Annotated in this window: 18 protein-coding genes; 3 read left to right on the top strand and 15 right to left on the bottom strand. The window is 50.1% G+C overall.

What is annotated here, in order from left to right; all coding sequences use genetic code 11:
• Positions 1 to 62: 62 nt before the first annotated feature.
• From NWAT_RS01390 to NWAT_RS01325, 14 genes are all read right to left on the bottom strand, one after another.
• Positions 63 to 1,241, bottom strand: a complete 1,179-nt coding sequence (locus NWAT_RS01390; RefSeq protein WP_013219363.1) for a phosphoglycerate kinase — start codon at positions 1,239 to 1,241, stop codon at positions 63 to 65.
• A gap of 148 nt (positions 1,242 to 1,389) precedes the next feature.
• The gene (gene gap / locus NWAT_RS01385) at positions 1,390 to 2,403 is read right to left on the bottom strand and encodes a type I glyceraldehyde-3-phosphate dehydrogenase (RefSeq protein WP_013219362.1); all 1,014 of its coding nucleotides are present in this window, start codon (positions 2,401 to 2,403) and stop codon (positions 1,390 to 1,392) included.
• A gap of 100 nt (positions 2,404 to 2,503) precedes the next feature.
• Positions 2,504 to 4,501: a transketolase gene (tkt, locus tag NWAT_RS01380; protein ID WP_013219361.1), complete on the bottom strand. Its 1,998-nt coding sequence runs from the start codon at positions 4,499 to 4,501 to the stop codon at positions 2,504 to 2,506.
• A 191-nt stretch (positions 4,502 to 4,692) separates the two neighbouring features.
• On the bottom strand, positions 4,693 to 5,508 hold the full coding sequence (gene dapB, locus NWAT_RS01375) for a 4-hydroxy-tetrahydrodipicolinate reductase (RefSeq protein WP_013219360.1): 816 nt from the start codon (positions 5,506 to 5,508) through the stop codon (positions 4,693 to 4,695).
• 112 nt (positions 5,509 to 5,620) lie between these two features.
• Positions 5,621 to 6,763 (bottom strand): molecular chaperone DnaJ, encoded by a 1,143-nt coding sequence (gene dnaJ / locus NWAT_RS01370; RefSeq protein WP_013219359.1) that lies wholly within the window; start codon positions 6,761 to 6,763, stop codon positions 5,621 to 5,623.
• A 163-nt stretch (positions 6,764 to 6,926) separates the two neighbouring features.
• Positions 6,927 to 8,849 carry a molecular chaperone DnaK gene (dnaK, locus tag NWAT_RS01365; protein ID WP_013219358.1) on the bottom strand — a complete coding sequence of 641 codons (1,923 nt, stop codon included), beginning with the start codon at positions 8,847 to 8,849 and terminating at the stop codon, positions 6,927 to 6,929.
• 106 nt (positions 8,850 to 8,955) lie between these two features.
• Positions 8,956 to 9,588 carry a nucleotide exchange factor GrpE gene (grpE, locus tag NWAT_RS01360; RefSeq protein WP_013219357.1) on the bottom strand — a complete coding sequence of 211 codons (633 nt, stop codon included), beginning with the start codon at positions 9,586 to 9,588 and terminating at the stop codon, positions 8,956 to 8,958.
• A gap of 60 nt (positions 9,589 to 9,648) precedes the next feature.
• A complete protein-coding gene (gene hrcA / locus NWAT_RS01355; RefSeq protein ID WP_013219356.1) occupies positions 9,649 to 10,698 on the bottom strand; it encodes a heat-inducible transcriptional repressor HrcA in 1,050 nt (349 codons plus the stop codon).
• Between the two features lie 186 nt (positions 10,699 to 10,884).
• On the bottom strand, positions 10,885 to 11,616 hold the full coding sequence (gene dnaQ / locus NWAT_RS01350; RefSeq protein ID WP_013219355.1) for a DNA polymerase III subunit epsilon: 732 nt from the start codon (positions 11,614 to 11,616) through the stop codon (positions 10,885 to 10,887).
• Positions 11,616 to 12,059 carry a ribonuclease HI gene (gene rnhA / locus NWAT_RS01345; protein ID WP_013219354.1) on the bottom strand — a complete coding sequence of 148 codons (444 nt, stop codon included), beginning with the start codon at positions 12,057 to 12,059 and terminating at the stop codon, positions 11,616 to 11,618. The genes dnaQ and rnhA overlap by 1 nt, the downstream gene beginning before the upstream one ends.
• Positions 12,052 to 12,822, bottom strand: coding sequence for a class I SAM-dependent methyltransferase (locus NWAT_RS01340; protein WP_013219353.1), 771 nt, complete (start codon positions 12,820 to 12,822; stop codon positions 12,052 to 12,054). Before NWAT_RS01340 ends, rnhA begins: the two co-directional genes overlap by 8 nt.
• 313 nt (positions 12,823 to 13,135) lie before the next feature.
• On the bottom strand, positions 13,136 to 13,888 hold the full coding sequence (locus tag NWAT_RS01335) for a methyltransferase family protein (RefSeq protein WP_013219352.1): 753 nt from the start codon (positions 13,886 to 13,888) through the stop codon (positions 13,136 to 13,138).
• A gap of 13 nt (positions 13,889 to 13,901) precedes the next feature.
• Positions 13,902 to 14,684: a carboxy-S-adenosyl-L-methionine synthase CmoA gene (gene cmoA / locus NWAT_RS01330; RefSeq protein ID WP_013219351.1), complete on the bottom strand. Its 783-nt coding sequence runs from the start codon at positions 14,682 to 14,684 to the stop codon at positions 13,902 to 13,904.
• A 61-nt stretch (positions 14,685 to 14,745) separates the two neighbouring features.
• Positions 14,746 to 16,014: an outer membrane beta-barrel protein gene (locus NWAT_RS01325; protein ID WP_013219350.1), complete on the bottom strand. Its 1,269-nt coding sequence runs from the start codon at positions 16,012 to 16,014 to the stop codon at positions 14,746 to 14,748.
• Positions 16,015 to 16,119: 105 nt separating this feature from the next.
• Between NWAT_RS01325 and NWAT_RS01320 the strand changes: the two genes are divergently transcribed.
• Positions 16,120 to 16,767: a TetR family transcriptional regulator gene (locus NWAT_RS01320; protein ID WP_013219349.1), complete on the top strand. Its 648-nt coding sequence runs from the start codon at positions 16,120 to 16,122 to the stop codon at positions 16,765 to 16,767.
• 64 nt (positions 16,768 to 16,831) lie between these two features.
• Positions 16,832 to 17,881: a metal-dependent hydrolase gene (locus NWAT_RS01315; RefSeq protein ID WP_013219348.1), complete on the top strand. Its 1,050-nt coding sequence runs from the start codon at positions 16,832 to 16,834 to the stop codon at positions 17,879 to 17,881.
• On the opposite strand, the gene NWAT_RS01310 is transcribed toward NWAT_RS01315, so the two are convergent.
• Positions 17,878 to 18,873, bottom strand: a complete 996-nt coding sequence (locus NWAT_RS01310) for a dihydroorotate dehydrogenase (protein ID WP_013219347.1) — start codon at positions 18,871 to 18,873, stop codon at positions 17,878 to 17,880. The genes NWAT_RS01315 and NWAT_RS01310 overlap by 4 nt on opposite strands.
• 16 nt (positions 18,874 to 18,889) lie before the next feature.
• Between NWAT_RS01310 and trmL the strand changes: the two genes are divergently transcribed.
• A complete protein-coding gene (gene trmL / locus NWAT_RS01305) occupies positions 18,890 to 19,375 on the top strand; it encodes a tRNA (uridine(34)/cytosine(34)/5-carboxymethylaminomethyluridine(34)-2'-O)-methyltransferase TrmL (protein WP_013219346.1) in 486 nt (161 codons plus the stop codon).
• The last annotated feature ends 17 nt before the right edge of the window (positions 19,376 to 19,392 follow it).

The raw sequence follows: 19,392 nt of genomic DNA, 5'->3' as shown, positions 1-19,392 counted from the left end.
TCCTCCCCGATACTGTTCGCAACCGAGCAAAACCCTCGAGAGTGCTAAAAACAGCATGCTGGTTATTGGCTGGCTCGTTCTTCAAGAATGGCAACCGCAGGCAGTTGCTTTCCTTCCAGAAACTCCAAAAACGCCCCTCCACCGGTGGAAATATAAGAAACCTGATCGCCTACTCCATATTTCGCTACAGCGGCTAAGGTATCGCCGCCACCGGCGATAGAAAAGGCGGGGCTTTCAGCAATTGCCAATGCCAGAGCCTTGGTGCCTTCCCCAAATTGATCGAATTCAAATACACCTACCGGTCCATTCCAGACAATCGTCCCCGCACTCTTCAATATTTCTGCAAAATGCTTCGAAGTCTCAGGCCCGATATCGAAAATCATATCATCATCCGTAACCTTGCTAATCCGCTTAAGAGCAGCTTCTGCGCTCTCGGAAAATTCCTGGCCACAAACCACATCCACCGGCAGTGGGATATCCCCTCCCCCTTCCTGCGCCGCAGTTCTAAGCTGCTTGGCGGTTCCCACTAAATCTGCCTCATAAAGAGATTTACCTACATTGTAACCCGCGGCTGCAATAAAGGTATTAGCGATGCCGCCGCCTACAATCAACTGATCCACCACTTGGGATAGGCTTTCCAGTACGGTTAATTTAGTGGAAACTTTGGAACCACCTACAATAGCCACTAGAGGCCGGGCAGGATTCTCCAAAGCCTTACCCAAAGCCTCCAATTCTCCCGCCAGTAAAGGTCCCGCGCAAGCAACTGGAGCATACTTTGCCACCCCATGGGTTGAGGCCTGAGCCCGGTGAGCACTGCCAAAGGCATCCATCACATAAACATCACAAAGAGCGGCCATCTTTTTGGCCAGAGCCTCATCGTTCTTTTTCTCTCCCCGGTTAAACCGGACGTTCTCGCACAACACGACCTGGCCCTTCTCAACCGTTATCCCCTCCAGCCAATCCCGGGCCAAACGAACCTCTTGGCTTAATAGGCGAGATAAATATTCCGCTACTGGCGCCAGAGAAAAAGCGGTATCGAATTCCCCCTCGGTGGGGCGCCCAAGGTGGGACATCACCATGACCTTAGCCCCTGCCTCCATCGCCTGTTGAATCGAGGGCAACGATGCCCGGATACGGGTATCATCGGCAATTTCACCATTTTTCAAGGGTACATTAAGGTCTTCACGGATAAGGACACGCTTCCCGGCAAGATCCAGCTCGGACATCTTTAAAATAGGCATGGAACTTACTCCTTCGGTAGAGCTTTTTATCTAAAGGCGAGCCGCCCGCCTAGCTAGGCTAAACCCAGGCGCCTCTCGCTTTACAATGGGATGAAAAAAGTTAGGCCGCCCGTCCAACAAGGCGGCCCTGCATTCCGGCTATTTTGCTTTACTTGGCATTCATAAGGGCCACAGTGGCATCCAGCATGCGATTGGAAAAGCCCCATTCATTATCATACCATGCCAAAACCTTGACCAAATTACCTCCCATTACCTTGGTCAAGCTAGCCTCATAAATAGACGACGAGGGATCATGATTGAAGTCCATAGAGACAAGTGGTTTGTCATTGTAGGCAAGCACTCCCTGCAAGTCACCCTCAGCCGCCTCTCGCATCATTCCGTCAACGTTTTCTTTAGTGGTATTACGGGAAGCCACAAAAGTAAGATCAACCAGGGAAACGTTAATAGTTGGCACTCGAATCGCGAATCCATCCAGCTTGCCATTAAGTTCCGGCAACACCAACCCGACCGCTGCGGCTGCACCTGTTTTAGTTGGGATCATTGACTGAGTGGCGGACCGAGCCCGGCGGAGATCCGTATGATAAACGTCCGTAAGTACCTGATCGTTGGTGTAGGAGTGGATCGTGGTCATCAAACCATGCTCAACTCCAATGTTATCCTGGAGCACCTTTACCACGGGCGCCAAGCAATTGGTGGTACAAGAAGCGTTGGAAATGACGGCATGGGAAGCTTTTAAAGAATCATGATTAACGCCGTAGACAATAGTGGCATCAACATCCCCGCCCCCCGGGGCCGAGATAATTACTTTTTTCGCTCCTGCTTGAAGGTGAGCTGAGGCTTTTCCCTTGCTAGTGAATAACCCCGTACATTCGTGTACTACATCCACCCCTAGCTGATCCCAGGGTAATTTAGCCGGGTCTCTTTCGGCCAACACACGAATTTTGTCGCCATTGACGATCAGGTAATCGCCATCGACGGAAACCTCTCCCGGAAATTTACCGTGTACGGTATCATACTGGGTTAAATAGGCATTGGTATTGGCATCTCCTAGATCGTTAATGGCAACAATCTGAATCTCGCTATTGCGGTTATGCTCATACAAAGCCCGCAAAACATTGCGGCCAATACGACCATAACCATTGATTGCGACTTTAATCGCCATGGTTCTATCTCCATTGTTTCAAAAAATTACGCCAGCGCTGCAGGAAATAACCTAACTACTTTTCCAGACAGCAGCATGACTAAATAAAAAACTCACTCGTTTAAGAAACCATATCTTCGGCGATCTTAGCCAAGTTCTCCGCAGTTAGGCCAAAATGCCGGTATACATCCTCAGCTGGAGCCGATTCTCCAAAGGTATCAATGCCTGACACTTTGCCCTCAAGCCCTACATACTTCCGCCAGTAATCAGTGATTCCCGCCTCCACCGCCACGCGAGCCCGCACTTCAGAGGGCAGAATCGCTTCCCGGTAGGCCTTACTCTGAGCATCGAAGACATCCGTGCAAGGCATAGAAACCACCCGCGCCTGGATACCCTTGCTCCCCAAAGTTTCAGCCGCCTCCATCGCCAGCGCCACTTCGGAACCAGTAGCCACCATAATGACATCGGGCTTATCCTCCGTATCGCGCAGGATATAGCCGCCGCGGCGAATATTTTCAATTTGCTCGGGGGTTCGCTTCTGGGGAGGCAACCCCTGGCGGGAAAACAGCAAGGACGTTGGCCCCTCTTGGCGCTCGATAGCCGCTCTCCAAGCAACCAGGCTTTCTACCGCATCACAAGGGCGCCATACTGACATGCGGGGAATATAGCGCAAGGTTGCCGCTTGCTCCACCGCTTGATGAGTAGGTCCATCTTCGCCTAAGCCAATAGAATCATGGGTATAAACAAAAATACTTTGCACCCCCATGAGCGCCGCCATCCGCACCGCGTTACGGGCATACTCGGAGAACATTAGAAAGGTTCCGCCATAGGGAATAAAGCCGCCATGCAGGGCAATGCCATTCATAATGGCCGACATCCCAAACTCCCGCACGCCATAGTGGATGTAATTACCTTCCGGGGCAGTTTTACTGATCACTTTTGAACCGGACCAATGGGTCAGGTTGGAACCAGTCAAATCAGCCGATCCGCCCAATAGCTCCGGCAAGACTGGCGCATAGGCTTCAAGGGCGTTTTGAGATGCCTTGCGAGTAGCAATTTTTTCGGCCTTGACAGCAGCCGCCTGAATAGCTTCAGCAACAGTGGCTTCCCAATTTTCAGGCAGTTTATGCTGGAGACGACGCTTAAATTCCGCCGCCAATTCTGGATAAGCAGCTTGATAGGCAACAAGCTTTTTATCCCAAGCTGCCTCTGCCGCTTTGCCTTTTTCAGTCCCATCCCAACCCTCATAAATCTCTTCTGGAATTTCAAAAGGAGGGTAGGACCAGCCTAATTTGTCACGGGTAGCAAATATTTCGTCCTCTCCAAGCGGTGCTCCATGACAATCACCACTTCCCGCCAAATTAGGAGCGCCGTAGCCAATTAATGTCTTACAGCAAATAAGGGTAGGTTTATCGATAACTGAGCGTGCTTCTTCGGTAGCTCGGCGTACGGCCTCTGAATCATGCCCATCTACATCCCGTATAACGTGCCAACCGTAGGCATCAAAACGCTTTGGCGTGTCGTCAGTAAACCATCCCGCTACATCTCCATCAATGGAAATACCATTGTCGTCATAGAATGCAACCAGCTTCCCTAATCCCCAAGTACCCGCCAAGGCGCAGGACTCATGAGAAATCCCTTCCATCAAGCAGCCGTCTCCGAGAAATACGTAGGTGTAATGATCAACGATTTCATGGCCATCGCGGTTGAACTGGCCTGCCAATACTTTTTCAGCCAGGGCCATGCCAACGGCATTACTAAGACCTTGACCCAAAGGCCCAGTGGTCGTCTCGATACCGGGGGCATACCCATATTCTGGATGGCCCGGCGTCTTGGAATGAAGCTGCCGGAACTGCTTGAGGTCTTCCATACTGACGTCATAACCGCTCAAGTGGAGTAAGGAATAGAGCAGCATGGAACCATGCCCATTGGAAAGCACGAATCGATCCCGGTTCACCCAGTGGGGGTTGTTAGGATTATGCGTGAGAAAATTATTCCATAATACTTCAGCGATGTCTGCCATCCCCATAGGTGCCCCAGGGTGGCCGGATTTCGCCTTTTGCACTGCGTCCATACTAAGCGCACGGATAGCATTAGCCAGTTCTCTGCGAGAAGGCATTATTTACCTCCTAATTGTTGATTAACCTTGTCTCAAAACTTGCTCTGGCAACGCGAATTTACCCTACTGCGCTCACCTACCAGGCAGTGTTTCAAGAATTCTATAAGCCTAAACTTTCTAAAATGCCCTTGCCCTTAACGTAACAGGGCGCGATACTCTAGCAGAGAAGCGCCAAAAACGCGAAAAAACTCCTAGTTTACCTTTTTCAGAAGCCCGAGTACATCCTGCATATCATAAAGTCCAGGGGGTTTATCACTTACCCACTGGGAAGCGCGCATAGCCCCCAAGGCAAAGGTCATGCGGCTTGACGCTTTATGACTGATCTCTATCCGCTCGCCTTCGGCCGCGAATATCACAGTATGCTCGCCGACAATATCACCCGCGCGCAGGGAAGAAAATCCAATACTCTCCCTTGGTCGTTCGCCGCTTACTCCTTGCCGCCCATAAACGGCGCACTGATTAAGATCCCGTCCCAAGGTTTTAGCCACCACTTCCCCCATACGTAAAGCGGTTCCTGAGGGAGAATCTACTTTATGGCGATGGTGGGCCTCAATAATCTCAATATCCACTTCATCTTTCAAAACACGGGCAGCAGTTTCTAAAAGTTTTAAACAGAGGTTAACGCCTACGCTCATATTGGGTGCTAGGACAATAGGGATTTCAATAGCCGCTTTAGTAATCTTCTGGCGCTGCTCCTGAGTAAAACCAGTGGTCCCGATGACCATCGCCTTACCTTGATCTCGGCAAAGCACCAGGTTTGCCAAAGTGATTTCAGGTCGCGTAAAATCAATAATTAAATCAAATGCTTCCTTGCTCTTATCCAAATTATCCACCAAGGGGACTTGCAATACGCCCACCCTCCCTATTTCCCCTGCATCACTGCCGATCAGGGGGCTATCGGGGCATTCACTAGCCGCTCCCAAGGTAATTCCTTCATATTGACAAACAGCCTGGATCAGTGAGCGTCCCATACGCCCAGCAGCGCCGCTGATAGCTACTCGGATCATGACCCTTGCTCCTAGTGACTCTTTAAAAATAACAAACCCGAGGGGGAAGGAATACTCTAAGCCGCCTCAGGGATAAGATTTACCCTGCTTTAGTGGTGTGAAGATAAGGGTATCAAAACTTCATGTCTTCAAAGAAGCGTTTTACCCCTTCCAGCCAGGAATGATGTTTAGGACTATGCTTTTTATTCCGATTCATGGAGGCTTCGAATTTTTCCAGCAACTCCTTTTGCTCTTGGTTTAAATTCACCGGCGTTTCCACCATGACCCGACATAGAAGATCGCCTACCGAACCGCCGCGAACAGGCGATACACCCTTGCCTTTTAAACGAAAAACCTGTCCTGACTGGGTTCCTGCAGGAATTTTTAGCTTTGCCCGGCCTGTTAAAGTCGGTACATCTAACTCCCCGCCTAAAGCCGCAGCGACGAAACTAACCGGTACTTCGCAGTGTAGAGAATCTCCCTCGCGGGAAAAAATTGAATGGGCTTTAGTTTGTACCTGAACATACAGATCACCCGGTGGACCACCGCTTTCGCCGGCTTCTCCTTCGCCAGTTAAACGGATTCGATCTCCCGTATCCACTCCAGGTGGAATCTTTACCGAGAGCGTTTTATGCTCCCGGACTCGCCCTTCACCACGGCATGTAGAGCAAGGAGAATCGACAATCTGACCATTGCCATGGCAGCGTGGGCAAGTCTGTTGCAGAGAAAAAAAGCCCTGCTGCATTCGGACCTGACCGTGCCCACCACAAGTAGGACAAGTAATGGGTGAGGTTCCCGGCTTGGCGCCACTCCCCTCACAAACCTTGCAAGCCACATAAGTGGGAATACGGATCTTGGCCGTGGTACCTGCAACCGCTTCTTCCAAAGTCAAATCTAAATTATAGCGAAGATCAGCCCCCCGGTAGGCTTGCCGCCTACTTCCACGGCCTGCGGCAGCACCAAAGATATCATTAAAAACGTCGCCAAAAATATCACCAAAATTAGCGCCGCCCTCAAAACCATGCCCCCCGGGGCCAGGGCCTGCACCCGCCCCTACGCCAGCGTGCCCGAACTGATCATAGGCTGTACGCTTTCTCGCGTCAGAAAGAACATCGTAAGCCTCTTGAATCTCTTTAAAGTTTTCCTCGGCCGCCTTGTCATCAGGGTTGCGATCCGGGTGATATTTCATCGCCAGACGCCGATAGGCCTTCTTAATTTCAGCGTCAGAGGTATTCCGCGCAACCCCTAAAGTCTCATAGTAATCTCGCTTTGCCATTCTCCGAATTCAGCTATCCGCCTTTGTGCCATCAACTTACCTTGGCACCACGAACCTGCACTCAAGTGCGCACCGTCGTACCCGCCCTGGGATGGCCTAATATACCAAGGCCCAGGCCCCCTTAAGATTAGCCTGAGCCCTCCTCATTGAGTATCGTCTTAAGTTATGATGCCTTATTCTTATCTTCCTTGACTTCTTCAAACTCAGCGTCTACAACCTCCTCCGCTGCCTTGCCTTCTTCTTTTTGAGGCTGGGGCTCCTCTTCGGCTTGTTGCGTATAAAGGCGTTCGGCCATCTTAGCAGAAGCATCGGTCAAATCCTTTATTCGAGCCTCAATAACCTCTTTGTTATCCTCCTTCATGGCGGTCTTGAGTTCTCCAATCGTTTTCTCAATCTCGCTTTTCTCGTTGGCCTCAAGCTTATCGCCCAATTCCTCCATGGATTTTTCCGTAGCATGAATTAAGTTATCGCCTTGGTTACGGAGATCAACTAATTCCCGGAATTTGCGATCTTCTTCCACATGAGCCTCGGCATCCGAAACCATGCGCTCGATTTCATCTTCCGCCAACCCGCTGGAGGCCTTAATAACAATGGATTGCTCCTTACCCGTAGCCTTGTCTTTGGCAGAAACATTCAGGATGCCATTGGCATCGATATCGAAGGTGACCTCAATTTGGGGCATACCGCGATGAGCAGGCGGAATGCCTACTAGGTCAAAACGACCGAGGGATTTATTACCCACTGCTTGCTCCCGCTCACCCTGGAGCACATGCACAGTTACAGCCGTTTGATTATCCTCCGCGGTAGAAAACACTTGCGTTTTCCGGGTAGGGATGGTGGTATTCTTCTCAATTAGCTTGGTCATGACGCCTCCCAAAGTCTCGATACCCAGAGACAGGGGCGTCACATCCAGCAACAACACTTCCTTGACCTCACCCCCCAGGACTCCTGCCTGAATGGCTGCACCCACGGCAACTGCTTCATCGGGATTGACATCTTTACGAGGCTCCTTGCCAAAGAATTCTTTAGCTGCCTCCTGCACCTTGGGCATCCGGGTTTGGCCACCTACCAAGATGACTTCGTCGATTTCAGAGGCGCTGAGCTTGGCATCCTGAAGCGCGGTTTTGCAAGGTCCGATAGTGCGGTTAATCAGATCCTCCACCAACGATTCCAGCTTAGCCCTGGTGATTCGGACATTGAGATGCTTGGGACCGCTGGCATCCGCCGTGACGTAGGGTAAATTAACTTCCGTTTGTTGACTAGAAGAAAGTTCGATTTTAGCCTTTTCTGCCGCATCCTTAAGGCGTTGCATCGCTAACGGATCGCCCCGCAAGTCGATACTTTGCTCTTTCTTAAATTCTTCAGCGATATAGTCGATAATCCGCTTATCGAAGTCCTCGCCGCCAAGGAAGGTATCCCCATTGGTGGATAGCACCTCAAACTGATGCTCTCCTTCCACCTCTGCGATCTCAATAATAGAAACGTCAAAAGTGCCGCCGCCTAAGTCATAGACTGCGATTTTTTGATCGCCCCGCTTTTTATCCAGACCATAGGCCAAAGCCGCCGCCGTAGGTTCATTAATAATGCGCTTGACTTCAAGACCGGCAATCCGGCCCGCATCCTTAGTGGCTTGACGCTGGGAATCATTAAAATAAGCGGGAACCGTAATAACAGCTGCTTCCACTTCTTCGCCCAAATAGTCTTCCGCCGTTTTCTTCATTTTGCGGAGCACGTTGGCCGAGACTTCCGGTGGGGCCATTTTTTTACCCGTGGCTTCCACCCAAGCGTCTCCATTGTCGGCCTTAACAATTTTATAGGGCACCATTTTAATGTCCCGCTGCACCACTTCCTCATCAAAGCGACGGCCAATCAGGCGCTTAATCGCATAAAGCGTATTTTGAGGATTAGTGATTGCCTGCCGCTTAGCAGACTGGCCCACCAATGTTTCACCCTCTTTGGTAAAGGCCACTACCGAGGGGGTGGTCCGGTCGCCTTCCGCATTCTCAATCACCCGGGGTTTATTCCCTTCCATAAGCGCCACGCAGGAGTTGGTGGTCCCCAGATCAATGCCGATAATCTTTCCCATGATTACTCTACTCCAAAAACTTGGTATTCATTTTCCACCGGCGGCTGCTCCCACCGGCACCTTATGCTGTACGCTACGTCTGACTATTGGGGCATACTCACTAATTTCAAGCTTGAGTATCTACCCCTGCTGTGGTTTGTTCACCCGGTTTGGAAACTACGACCATGGCCGGACGTAACAGGCGACCATTTAAAGCATAGCCTTTACGAACAACGGTAAGCACAGTGTCAGGAGCAGCCTCACTGCTCTCCTGGGTAGATATGGCCTGGTGAAAGTCAGGGTTAAAGGCTTCGCCTTGGGGATCAATCGTTTCGATGCCAAATCGGGCTACAACTTCATTGAACATCTTAAGAATTAATTCGGTTCCTTCCCGTAAAGCGGTTACATTGGCATCTTCAGCCTGGGCTGCCGCTAATCCCATCTCTAGGCTATCCTTAACCGGTAATAAATCCTGGGCAAATTTCTCCAAGGCATACTTGCGGCCCTTGTCTAATTCCCGCTCATGGCGTCGGCGCTGATTCTCCAGCTCAGCTCGGGCGCGCAGTAGCTCATTCCAATGTTCGTCTGCCTTGCTGCGGGCATCCTCCAAAAGTTGCTGGACAGCCTCCAGCTCAGCAGTCTCGGGGGCTGCCTCCTGGATTTGCTCGCCGCCCTCGGCTTGCGTCTGGGATTCTACCGGATCTTCCGGCCGTTCAGACGCAACATTAGTCTCCGGAATAGTTCTCTCTTCGTTGGCCATACCGATATTCTCCAAAATTGCTAGAGGCTTCTACCTAAAACCACAACAGTTGGGGATTGTTTACTTTGAATTCAAGGCTGCGCCCAATAATCGGGCTGTGACATCTACTAGGGAAATTACCTGTTCATAATTCATCCGCGTGGGGCCAATCACCCCAAGCACCCCCAATGCCCCTTCGGAAGAGCCATAACGGGCGGTGACTACACTGCAGTTATCAAAGACCTGGTAACCTGATTCTTCACCAATAAAAATTTGTATCCCCCCCGCATTTAGACACTGATCAAGTAAATGCAAAATATCCTGTTTCTCATTGAAGGCATCAAACAATAGGCGCAAACATTCTTTATCCGATAAATCCAAATAGTCCAATAAATTGGTCTGTCCTGCCACGACGCAATCTTCTGCTTCTTCTCCAGGAATAAAAGCCTGTTTAGCAATTTCCAACGCCGTTTGCATGATTCGGTCCATATCTTCACGTACCTCACCCATCTCGGCCAAAAGACGGCTACGAACGGCATGAAGATCTTTACCTTTAAACATAGCGTTAAGATAGTTAGCCGCCTGCTGCAATTCTGAAGCAGAATAGGCGCGGCTGGGATGGATAATACGATTTTGCACTTCTTGCTCATTCAATACTAGAATTGCCAGTATGCGATCCTCCGATAGCGGCAAGAACTCCACCTGACGCAGGGCCCGGCACTCTCGCCGCGGTAGCATGACTACCCCTGCAAAGCGGCTGATTTCAGACAATAAATGGGAGGCTGTAGTCAGCAAGGCTCGGGGCTCCGCTTCAACATCAAACTGGATTGCTAGCTCGCGAATGGCGGTTACCCCTAATTGCTTAGGTCTTAGCAAAGCGTCAATAAAAAAGCGATAGCCTTGAACTGTCGGCACTCTACCCGCTGAAGTATGGGGAGAAAACACTAACCCTAGCTCTTCCAGATCGGCCATGACATTGCGAATAGTCGCGGGACTAAGGTCCAACCGGCTTTCTCGAGATAAAGTCCGGGAACCCACGGGTTCTCCATCACGAATATAGCACTCCACCATGGCCTTGAGCAGGTGTTGGGAACGCTCGTTTAATACTAGTGGGTTATTGGATTGCGTCATGAACTGGATAACACTTTGGAGTTAAACATGAATGTTGCATGATTCCTGAACGAGTCCGCGAATTAGTACGCCTTGCGCAAGGGCCATGTAAAATTTAGCCTCCAGTATCTAACTCACCAAGCAGAGTTAACTGCCACTTCAGGACATAAGAATTTCACTCAGGCTAGCACTCATGCCTATAGCGCGTTAATCTGGCAGCGAATCGAGCTGATGCCACACGCAAGCACCAGCACTTGTCTTATCAATAGCAGTCAGACAAGCCTCATGAGCCCTCTGTTCCTCCCTGCTTGCCCGCGCTATCTTAAGCGGTGCTCGCTCAGCAGAGACAGGCCGATAATTCCCCTCTCCTGAGCGAGATGAAGTGCTATTGTCACCATACTCATGCAGGCTTAAACTAACCTGGCCACCCGTCATGGCTAAATACACTCCGGCCAGGATTTCCGCATCGAGGAGAGCGCCATGCAGATCCCGGCGAGAGTTGTCGATCCCATAGCGTTTGCAAAGAGCATCTAAATTATTTTTTTGGCCAGGATGACGCTGCCGCGCTAGCTGCAATGTGTCCAGCACTTGGCAATTAACGCTTACCTTCCCCCAGTTAGAACCGAGCAAATACAACTCATGATCCAAAAAACCAACATCAAAAGGCGCGTTATGAATCACTAATTCTGCCCCTTTAATAAACGCCAGAAATTCCTCGGCAATCTCTATAAAACGGGGTTTATCGGACAAAAACTCATTGCTCAGGCCATGGACTTTCAAAGCCCCTTCATCCACCTCCCGTTCCGGGTTTAGATAACAATGAAAAGTCTGGCCAGTGCGGCGTCGACAGTTTAATTCAACACCGCCAATTTCAATGATTCGATGCCCCTCCTTCGGCTCCAACCCGGTAGTTTCGGTATCAAGTATAATCTGGCGCATCACCCTTCCTCCCCATTGATTATCGCGCCCCGGGCCAAAGCATCAGCACGCTCGTTTTCTGAGTGTCCCTCATGTCCCCGGACCCAAAACCATTCTATCCGATGCTGGGCGGCGGCCTGATCCAAACGCTGCCACAAATCTATGTTCTTGACAGGTTGCCGATTAGCTGTTTTCCATCCCCGCCGCTTCCAATTCGTCAGCCAACAAGTAATGCCCTGGCGCAAATATTGCGAATCCGTGGTCAGATGAACCCGGCACGGCCGCTTGAGCGTCTCTAGAGCTCGGATAGCAGCCATCAACTCCATTCGGTTATTAGTCGTCTTCGGTGCGGCGCCCGCTAGAGTTTTTTCATGCCCCTGGTAGCGCAGCAGGGCGCCCCAGCCCCCCGGACCGGGATTCCCGCGGCACGCCCCATCCGTAAAAATCTCCACGATCTCAGTCACGGCAGCGCTCCCGGGTCGTCGGTTCCGCCAGGACAGGCATATCTAAACTTTCCTTCTCGCACCAAAGAGAGTCTATCGGATTTAGGCGCACCACCTGCTTTTTAGCCACCACCAAGTAGCCTCCCGCAAAAAAAGGGCACCAACGCCGCCCTATCAACTCTAGGAAGCGTAAGCGCCGCATCAATCGTGGCTGCCGCAAAGGGGGGCGAAATAAAAAATACCGTAACTCCACTGTCTTGAAACCCAATAAGGCCAACCAATCCTGAATACGCGTGGGACTATAGAAACGGCCACACCAAGGCATGCTTCCCCGTCGATATAAAATAAATCGCCAAAAACCCCAAAAACTCCAGGGATTGAAACCTAAAATAGCTAGCGTGCCATAGGGCACCAACACCCGTTGGACCTCTCGTAGCACCTGATGGGGGTTCTCTTCATACTCCAGCACATGAGGTAAAATTATCCCATCCACAGTTGCGCTGGCAAAGGGCAGAGCATCTACGTGGGACAGTAAACTAGGCGCCTGAGCCTCTGGCCAAATCTCTGCCTCCAATACTACTCGGTGCCAAATGCAGCTAGAGGATAGCAAATCCATTCCTCTGCGCACAGATCCTAGCTGGACTAGGTGATAGCCAAATAGATCAGGCAGAACTTTTTCCAGCTCCGCCTGCTCGATTTTCAGCAGGTGCCTTCCAAGGGACTCGCCCAACCAAACGCAAAAAGCTTGGCGGGACGGATAGCCCCACTTATATAAAGTGTTCATTTTTGGAATATGAAGAGATAAAAAACTAACTGTGCTTACATAAGCCCTCTTGAAATGAATAGGCGGCGAGAATAGCCATCATCATGAATTATTTTTCTATCAACAAGCTTTAAACTGCCGAAGCAGATTTAAGCTTTTATAACGTTAGAGGATATGAAAATTGCGGAAGTAATCCGGGAAGGTGTTTTCCAACCTCGTTTTTGATCATTAGGGTAATCAGTTAAGCTGTGCTGACCAGGGCTGATAGCGATAAAAATTAAGCTATGCTCCCCACCGGAACAAGCCAGCAAGGCAGCTTTAGGCATAAAATGAACTATCCCTTTTTTTCTGCCAGGCAACCGCTCTTTTTTAAATACCGCGCAATGATAAAAACCGTGGTCAGGAGAATAAATAAAATTCCTAACTCCTTGAGCCAAAGGGCAGCTTGCTCGGTTAAAGGAAACAGAAGCGCTTTATAGCCCATTATCAGCAAGGCTAACACCATCCAGCTATAAGCACTAGCATAATCCTTGGCAATAACCCGGCGCCAGTTAAACTGCATGCTCCCCAGGGTCTTCCCTAGCCCTCTTAGTCGCGGAAGCCAGCGGTTTACCCGACGACAATAACTCTGGTAATCAGCACCAAATTTTGCTTCTAGGTAGGCCTCTTCAGCCATCACAATGGCGGTATAGGCGGTCAGAAAAAAACCAAGCCCTAAAAAGTAGACCCAGGGGTTATTGTGGATAAGAAACAGTCCAAATAGTATCAGCAAATTGCCTAGGTAAAGGGGGTTTCGGCAGTGGGCGAAGATTCCTTCCTGCACCAGGGTATCGGCATGGACTCGTTTATTAAGTCCTCCCCGCTTAATATAAGCTAAACCAATCACGGCAACACGAATGCCCTCTCCCATAGCAGAGATGAAAAATCCAAGCATACTCGTTCCCAAGCTATAACTCGTATTATCTGATAGCGGCAAGGGGCGAAAACCAAACAGCAAGACCACTAAAACCAAAGGGAAAACAATATTACGGTACTTAAAGAGAAAATTGCCATAATGGATAAGAGATGATTGGCAAGATAATTTCATGGCAAATTTGGCCTCATTTAACCGCCAGGATGCCAGTGAAATTATACCAGCGAAAAAACTCCTCAATGTGGGTAAACCCAACGCTCGTCAATAGCTCATGGTTTTCCTCGGGACGGTAAGGGATGAGCACATTCTCTAAGGCTTCCCGCTTCCGAGTAATTTCCACATCGGAATAGCCCTGGCGCTTTTTCATATTATAATAGTAGCGGATAAACAGGCGATTAAACAGGCTATCGTTCAAAGTCACTTTCTCAAAGATAATAAGGCAAGCCTGCTCATTCATTCCCGCAATAAGACTCTGAAGCATCCGGGTACGGTGCAGTGGGCGGATAAACTGCAGGGTCAGTATCATGATGACTACAGAAGCATCTTCGACAATCCGCTCGCGGTGCAAATCAGCCGCCATAAATTCACAGCGGCGAGCACTTTTCCGCGCCAAGAACTTTTGCCGCCCTTTCTCCAACATTTCCAGGGAATTATCCACGCCGATGAAGTGGACGCCAGGATCTATGGCTGCATCTAATCTTAAAAGCGTAGTTCCGGTCGCGCATCCTAAATCAAAGAGATTAGTCCCTGGTACGGCAAAATCAGCGGCAATTTCTTCGGTCATCCGCTGCATTTCATCATAGAAGGGAACAGAACGATATACCATATCATCGAACACGGAGGCCGTGGCCTCGTCAAAACGAAAATCTTCAATAGCCGCGTTACTTTCCGCAAATAGCTGATCGTGCAATACACTGGACTCTTCGCCCACTCTATCAGCCGTCGGATCGGTATCATCCATCTCTTTCATCGATAATCCTCTCGCAAGTGAACGCCTGAACAAGCAGGATTATTTTTAATGCTTATTTAGGTCAAGGAAAAAAAACACGGATGCCCGCCGTCAGGGAAACAAACTCTGGCGATAACGTTTCGGATTGGCCATTGATCTTGACCTGGGTGTTGAAAAAAGCAGCCCGTTTGACTTCAAGGTTAAGCGCTATATTATAGCCGACAAAGTAATCAACGCCAGCACCGAAGATGGCCACAATGGAATTATCCTGACCACCGCCTAATCCAGTGACAGAAAGTGGCTGATCCGGATCGCCTATCTCGGCAAAACCAAGGCCGGGGCCAGCTAATATATAGGGGCTAAGTTTATCATCAAGCAAAGGGTAACGAAAACGTCCCAGGACCGAGATGGTCCAGATAGGATAGCCCGTAATTTTTCCAAAAGTAGGTGATCGCAACTGGGTGCGGCCATAATCACCGGCAAGCTCCATGCCCCAATGCTTGTTGAAATTCATGCCTATTGAGCCACTGGGCCACGGTCCAGAAGTACTATCGAAACTAGCCTCTGGAACAGCATTTCTATCCGTAAGAAACGCAACCCCGCCTCGCAAGCTAAGATAACCTCGCATGGCATCCTTGTCCCGAGCCGGTCGTTGCTGTCCAAGACGAGCATACTTACCTGTCGCTAACTCATCCAAATAAACACGCATGTTCGCGGTGACACCAACAGCGTCCAGGGTAAGTTCCCGCTCCTTAGTGCCAACCCAGATGTCAGGATGAAAGCCGAAATAATATTTCGCTTCGACTCCAAGGGCAATATTATCTGTTATAAAATATTCAGCGCCGCCACCAACCACACCCAGAGGCACTGTGTCGCTACCGCCCCCCGTAAAGGAAAAATCCTCGCGGCCGCTAAACTCTCCGATACCGATACCACCACCGGCCAGTAGGTAGGGAACCAGTCGCTCCTGGAGTAACGGGTAGCGGAATCTTAGCTGGCCAAGCCAAGTCGTTGCAGCGTAATCACCTGCTTTTTTGCCAGAGGTCTGCAAAAGGTTGGTTTTAATATAATCGTAGGCAAGTTCAATGCCCCAGTAGCGCCCTAGATCAGCGCCTAAGGTGGCGCCAATATGGGGTTCTTCCGAGGGAGATTCAAGACGCACATCAGAGACCGTATCGGGTTTCGTATAATTATAAAAAGAGTTTTCGAACCCAAACCGAGGTTGTAAATAAGGGCGAATATCAGCTAACCCATTAGCCTGAACGTTTAGTGATACAAGCATAAAAAGCAAGATTTTTACGAAAAGTAGATTACGTTTACTATCCACGATACTCTCTCTTTGTTTATGCACCCGACTGTTTGCCTACTGTACATATAGTAGCCAGTAAAATTGAAACTGCAGTTCTCGTAAAACGCGCTATACTGTTTACTAAAGCCTACAGTAAGAAAATTCACCATGGAGAAAACAACGAGCGCCCCCGATATCATTCTTGATGCTGCCTTGGAATTAGCCGAGGAAACTTCTTGGGAAAATGTGCGTTTATACCACATTGCCCAACGGACAGGATTGACCTTAAACCATATTCGTCACTATTTCAGGGAAAAGGAAGAACTGGTGGACGCATGGCTAGACCGGGCCGATGAGGCCATGCTGAATGAGGCGAACCGTCCTCACTTCTCGTCCTTCTCTCCTCGGGAGCGCCTCAATCAACTGTTTATGGCATGGCTGGAAGCTTTCTCTCCGCACCGCTCAGTGATGCGTCAAATGGTATTTAACCGGCTTGAACCAGGGCACCTCCATATGCAAATGGCAAGCCTGCTGCGCATCAGCCGTACGGTACAATGGGCTCGGGAGGCCGCCCAGCGGGAGCAAACTTTTCTGTTTCGGGCGCTTGATGAAACGGCTTTGACTTCCACCTACCTGGCTACTTTTCTCTGCTGGCTCAATGATCCCACCCAAAATTATGAAAGAACCCGCCGATTACTCGATAGAATGCTGTATCTAGGTGAAGTCATAGAGTCCCGCAAGCCCTCGTTCCTGCAGTCCCGCCGGCAAGAACCAAATTTCACAGCAACTCCACCCCAAAAGGTACCTAAAGAATAAGGAAATCAATGCTCTTCCTCTTTGCGACAAAACAGAACTAATTTGGCGCTCCACTACCATTGCAATGGATACCCTTACCCATGCTTTAAGCGGTGCGCTGCTAGCTCGCGCCACTGCTTCTTCCAAGCGACGGGCCATCCAGCTCGAATCCGGGGAACGAATGGTACTGGGCGCTTTAGCTGCCGCTTTTCCGGATAGCGATTTTATCCTTCGCTGGACCACCAACTTACTTACTTATCTTAACCTGCACCGGGGAATCACCCATTCCGTGATCATGCTACCCTTATGGGGGGCGCTGCTGGCTACCTTGTTTTGGTGGTTTCGGGGAAAACAAAAACCCTGGAAAGCCTATTTCGGCGTGTCCCTCTTAGGAATCAGTATTCATATCGCCGGGGACGTGATTACCGCCTACGGCACCCAGATCTTTGCCCCTTTTTCCAGCTACAAAGCCGCCTGGCCTACTACCTTCGTCATTGATCCTTGGTTTACCGGTATTATTGCCCTTGGATTATTAGGCTGCTGGTATTGGCGCCGCTCCCGCCTGCCGGCGGTAGCAGGTTTAGCTATGTTGATAGCCTATGTGGGCTTTCAGGGAATACTCCGAACCCAGGCATTAGCCTTGGGCTATGAATATGCCCGCCAACAATCACTAGCCAACATCCAAGTCCATGCCTTGCCCCAACCCCTATCCCCATTTAATTGGAAGATCGTGGTAGCGGCGCCTCAGATCTATTACGTCAGCCAAGTTAACCTTCTGCGCCAACAACTCGCGGTTCCTGCTTCCCCCAACCCTCCTTTTTGGGTTCGCCTCTATACAGCCTATCCCCCACTGAGTGCGATGAAGTGGAAACGATACCGACTTTACGGAAATTTCAACGAGGAATCTTTAGCTCGTACCGTTTGGCAGCAGGAAATTTTACAGGATTACCGCCAATTTGCTCAGCTCCCGGCGCTTTACGCCATTGAACGTAACGCTCACCACCTGTGTGTTTGGTTTGTGGACTTGCGCTTTATCCACCCTGGCCTCACCCCACCCTTTCGTTATGGAGGCTGCCGCCAAGCACGAGACTCTCGCTGGAAACTACGCCAATTGCTTGCAACCTCTGATACTTAGCCACTCACGGCGCAACCCGAAACTTCTTCATTTAAGCGTAAGCTCCCTGTTAATTGCGCTACTGTCGCTAAGTCATGGCGCTTAAGGTAAGCCACGATTTCCGTGTTGATTTTGGCGCAAAGCAAAGGATCATAAAACAAGGCGGTACCTACTCCCACGGTAGTAGCGCCCGCAATGAGAAATTCCAGAGCATCCTTGCCAGAAGCAACTCCTCCCTGCCCAATAATCGGAATACCATGCTCCCGGCATACCTGATAGACTTGGCGTACCTTGAGTAAGGCGATTGGCTTTATGGCGGGTCCCGACAATCCCCCCTGGATATTCCCGAGCAGCGGGGTGCGCTGCTCTATATCAATGGCCATTCCCATAAGGGTATTGATGACGGCAAATGCATCCGTTCCCGCTTCGATACAGCGACGGGCATTTTCCTCTATCGAGGTTTGGTTAGGGGAAAGCTTGGTGATCAGGGGTTTACGAGTCACTTTCCGACAAACTTCTACCACCCGCGCCGACATATCGGGATCATTGCCAAAAGCAACACCCCCTTCTTTTACATTAGGACAGGAAATATTGATTTCTATGGCATCAATGGGGGAATCATCAAAGCGGCGGGTGACCGCCACATACTCTTCAATAGTGGAGCCAGAAACGTTGGCGATATAATAAGTTTCGCTAAAATCAAGCGTCGGCAAAATATGATCGACCACATAATCCATGCCGGGATTTTGCAAGCCAATGGCATTAAGCATGCCCATGGGCGTCTCATAAATACGATGGGGGGCATTTCCCAAACGGGGAGCTGCCGTGGTTCCCTTAAGACATACCGCGCCCACCTCCCGGTTGGAGAAACCTACTACCCGCGTATATTCTTCCCCAAAACCGACGCAACCTGAAAGCAACACTAAGGGACTTTGCAACGCCAGCCCACAGAAATCAACCTTTAGCCTTGCCCTATCGGTATCGCTTAAGTCAGTATTGAATGTCTCAGCCATTTCTTACCCTACCGCAATGTTCCATGTCATATTACTTGAACCTGAAATACCGCCCAATACGGGCAATATCATACGCCTTTGCGCCAACACAGGGGCTATGCTCCACTTAGTACAGCCGTTGGGGTTTGAGTTGGACGATAGGCGTCTGCGTCGCGCCGGGCTAGATTACCATGAATGGGCGAAAGTTAAGGTGCATCCCAGCCTGGAACATTTTTTGGTTCAAACTCAGCCGAGACAACTGTGGGCCTGCTCTACCCGGGGGCGACACTCCTACGATAAGGCTAACTTCCGCCCTGGTGACGCCCTCTTGTTTGGCCCAGAGACCCGCGGTCTCCCCAGGGAATTACTTGGAATTTTGCCCCCACAACAAGTACTGCGAATTCCCATGGAACCCACTAGCCGCAGCCTTAATCTTTCCAATGCGGTTGCGGTTGTACTCTATGAAGCCTGGCGGCAGCAAGGTTTTGCTAGTAGCCGTAAGCCAGCTACCCAAAAAACTTAATTTCAAAGGATAAAACG

The organism is Nitrosococcus watsonii C-113 (assembly GCF_000143085.1).
In the GTDB taxonomy this organism is placed as follows: Bacteria; Pseudomonadota; Gammaproteobacteria; order Nitrosococcales; family Nitrosococcaceae; genus Nitrosococcus; species Nitrosococcus watsonii.
Note: the sequence above shows the minus strand (reverse complement) of the source record. Positions and strands in the feature narration are given on the sequence as shown.

Coding starts and splice junctions, on each gene's coding strand:
- NWAT_RS01315 (WP_013219348.1), top strand. CDS start 16,832: ATGGATACCCTTACCCATGCTTTAAGCGGTGCGCTGCTAGCTCGCGCC.
- NWAT_RS01335 (WP_013219352.1), bottom strand. CDS start 13,888: ATGAAATTATCTTGCCAATCATCTCTTATCCATTATGGCAATTTTCTC.
- dnaQ (WP_013219355.1), bottom strand. CDS start 11,616: ATGCGCCAGATTATACTTGATACCGAAACTACCGGGTTGGAGCCGAAG.
- NWAT_RS01390 (WP_013219363.1), bottom strand. CDS start 1,241: ATGCCTATTTTAAAGATGTCCGAGCTGGATCTTGCCGGGAAGCGTGTC.
- gap (WP_013219362.1), bottom strand. CDS start 2,403: ATGGCGATTAAAGTCGCAATCAATGGTTATGGTCGTATTGGCCGCAAT.
- tkt (WP_013219361.1), bottom strand. CDS start 4,501: ATGCCTTCTCGCAGAGAACTGGCTAATGCTATCCGTGCGCTTAGTATG.
- NWAT_RS01310 (WP_013219347.1), bottom strand. CDS start 18,873: ATGGCTGAGACATTCAATACTGACTTAAGCGATACCGATAGGGCAAGG.
- trmL (WP_013219346.1), top strand. CDS start 18,890: ATGTTCCATGTCATATTACTTGAACCTGAAATACCGCCCAATACGGGC.
- NWAT_RS01340 (WP_013219353.1), bottom strand. CDS start 12,822: ATGAACACTTTATATAAGTGGGGCTATCCGTCCCGCCAAGCTTTTTGC.
- hrcA (WP_013219356.1), bottom strand. CDS start 10,698: ATGACGCAATCCAATAACCCACTAGTATTAAACGAGCGTTCCCAACAC.
- NWAT_RS01320 (WP_013219349.1), top strand. CDS start 16,120: ATGGAGAAAACAACGAGCGCCCCCGATATCATTCTTGATGCTGCCTTG.
- dnaK (WP_013219358.1), bottom strand. CDS start 8,849: ATGGGAAAGATTATCGGCATTGATCTGGGGACCACCAACTCCTGCGTG.
- dapB (WP_013219360.1), bottom strand. CDS start 5,508: ATGATCCGAGTAGCTATCAGCGGCGCTGCTGGGCGTATGGGACGCTCA.
- cmoA (WP_013219351.1), bottom strand. CDS start 14,684: ATGAAAGAGATGGATGATACCGATCCGACGGCTGATAGAGTGGGCGAA.
- grpE (WP_013219357.1), bottom strand. CDS start 9,588: ATGGCCAACGAAGAGAGAACTATTCCGGAGACTAATGTTGCGTCTGAA.
- dnaJ (WP_013219359.1), bottom strand. CDS start 6,763: ATGGCAAAGCGAGATTACTATGAGACTTTAGGGGTTGCGCGGAATACC.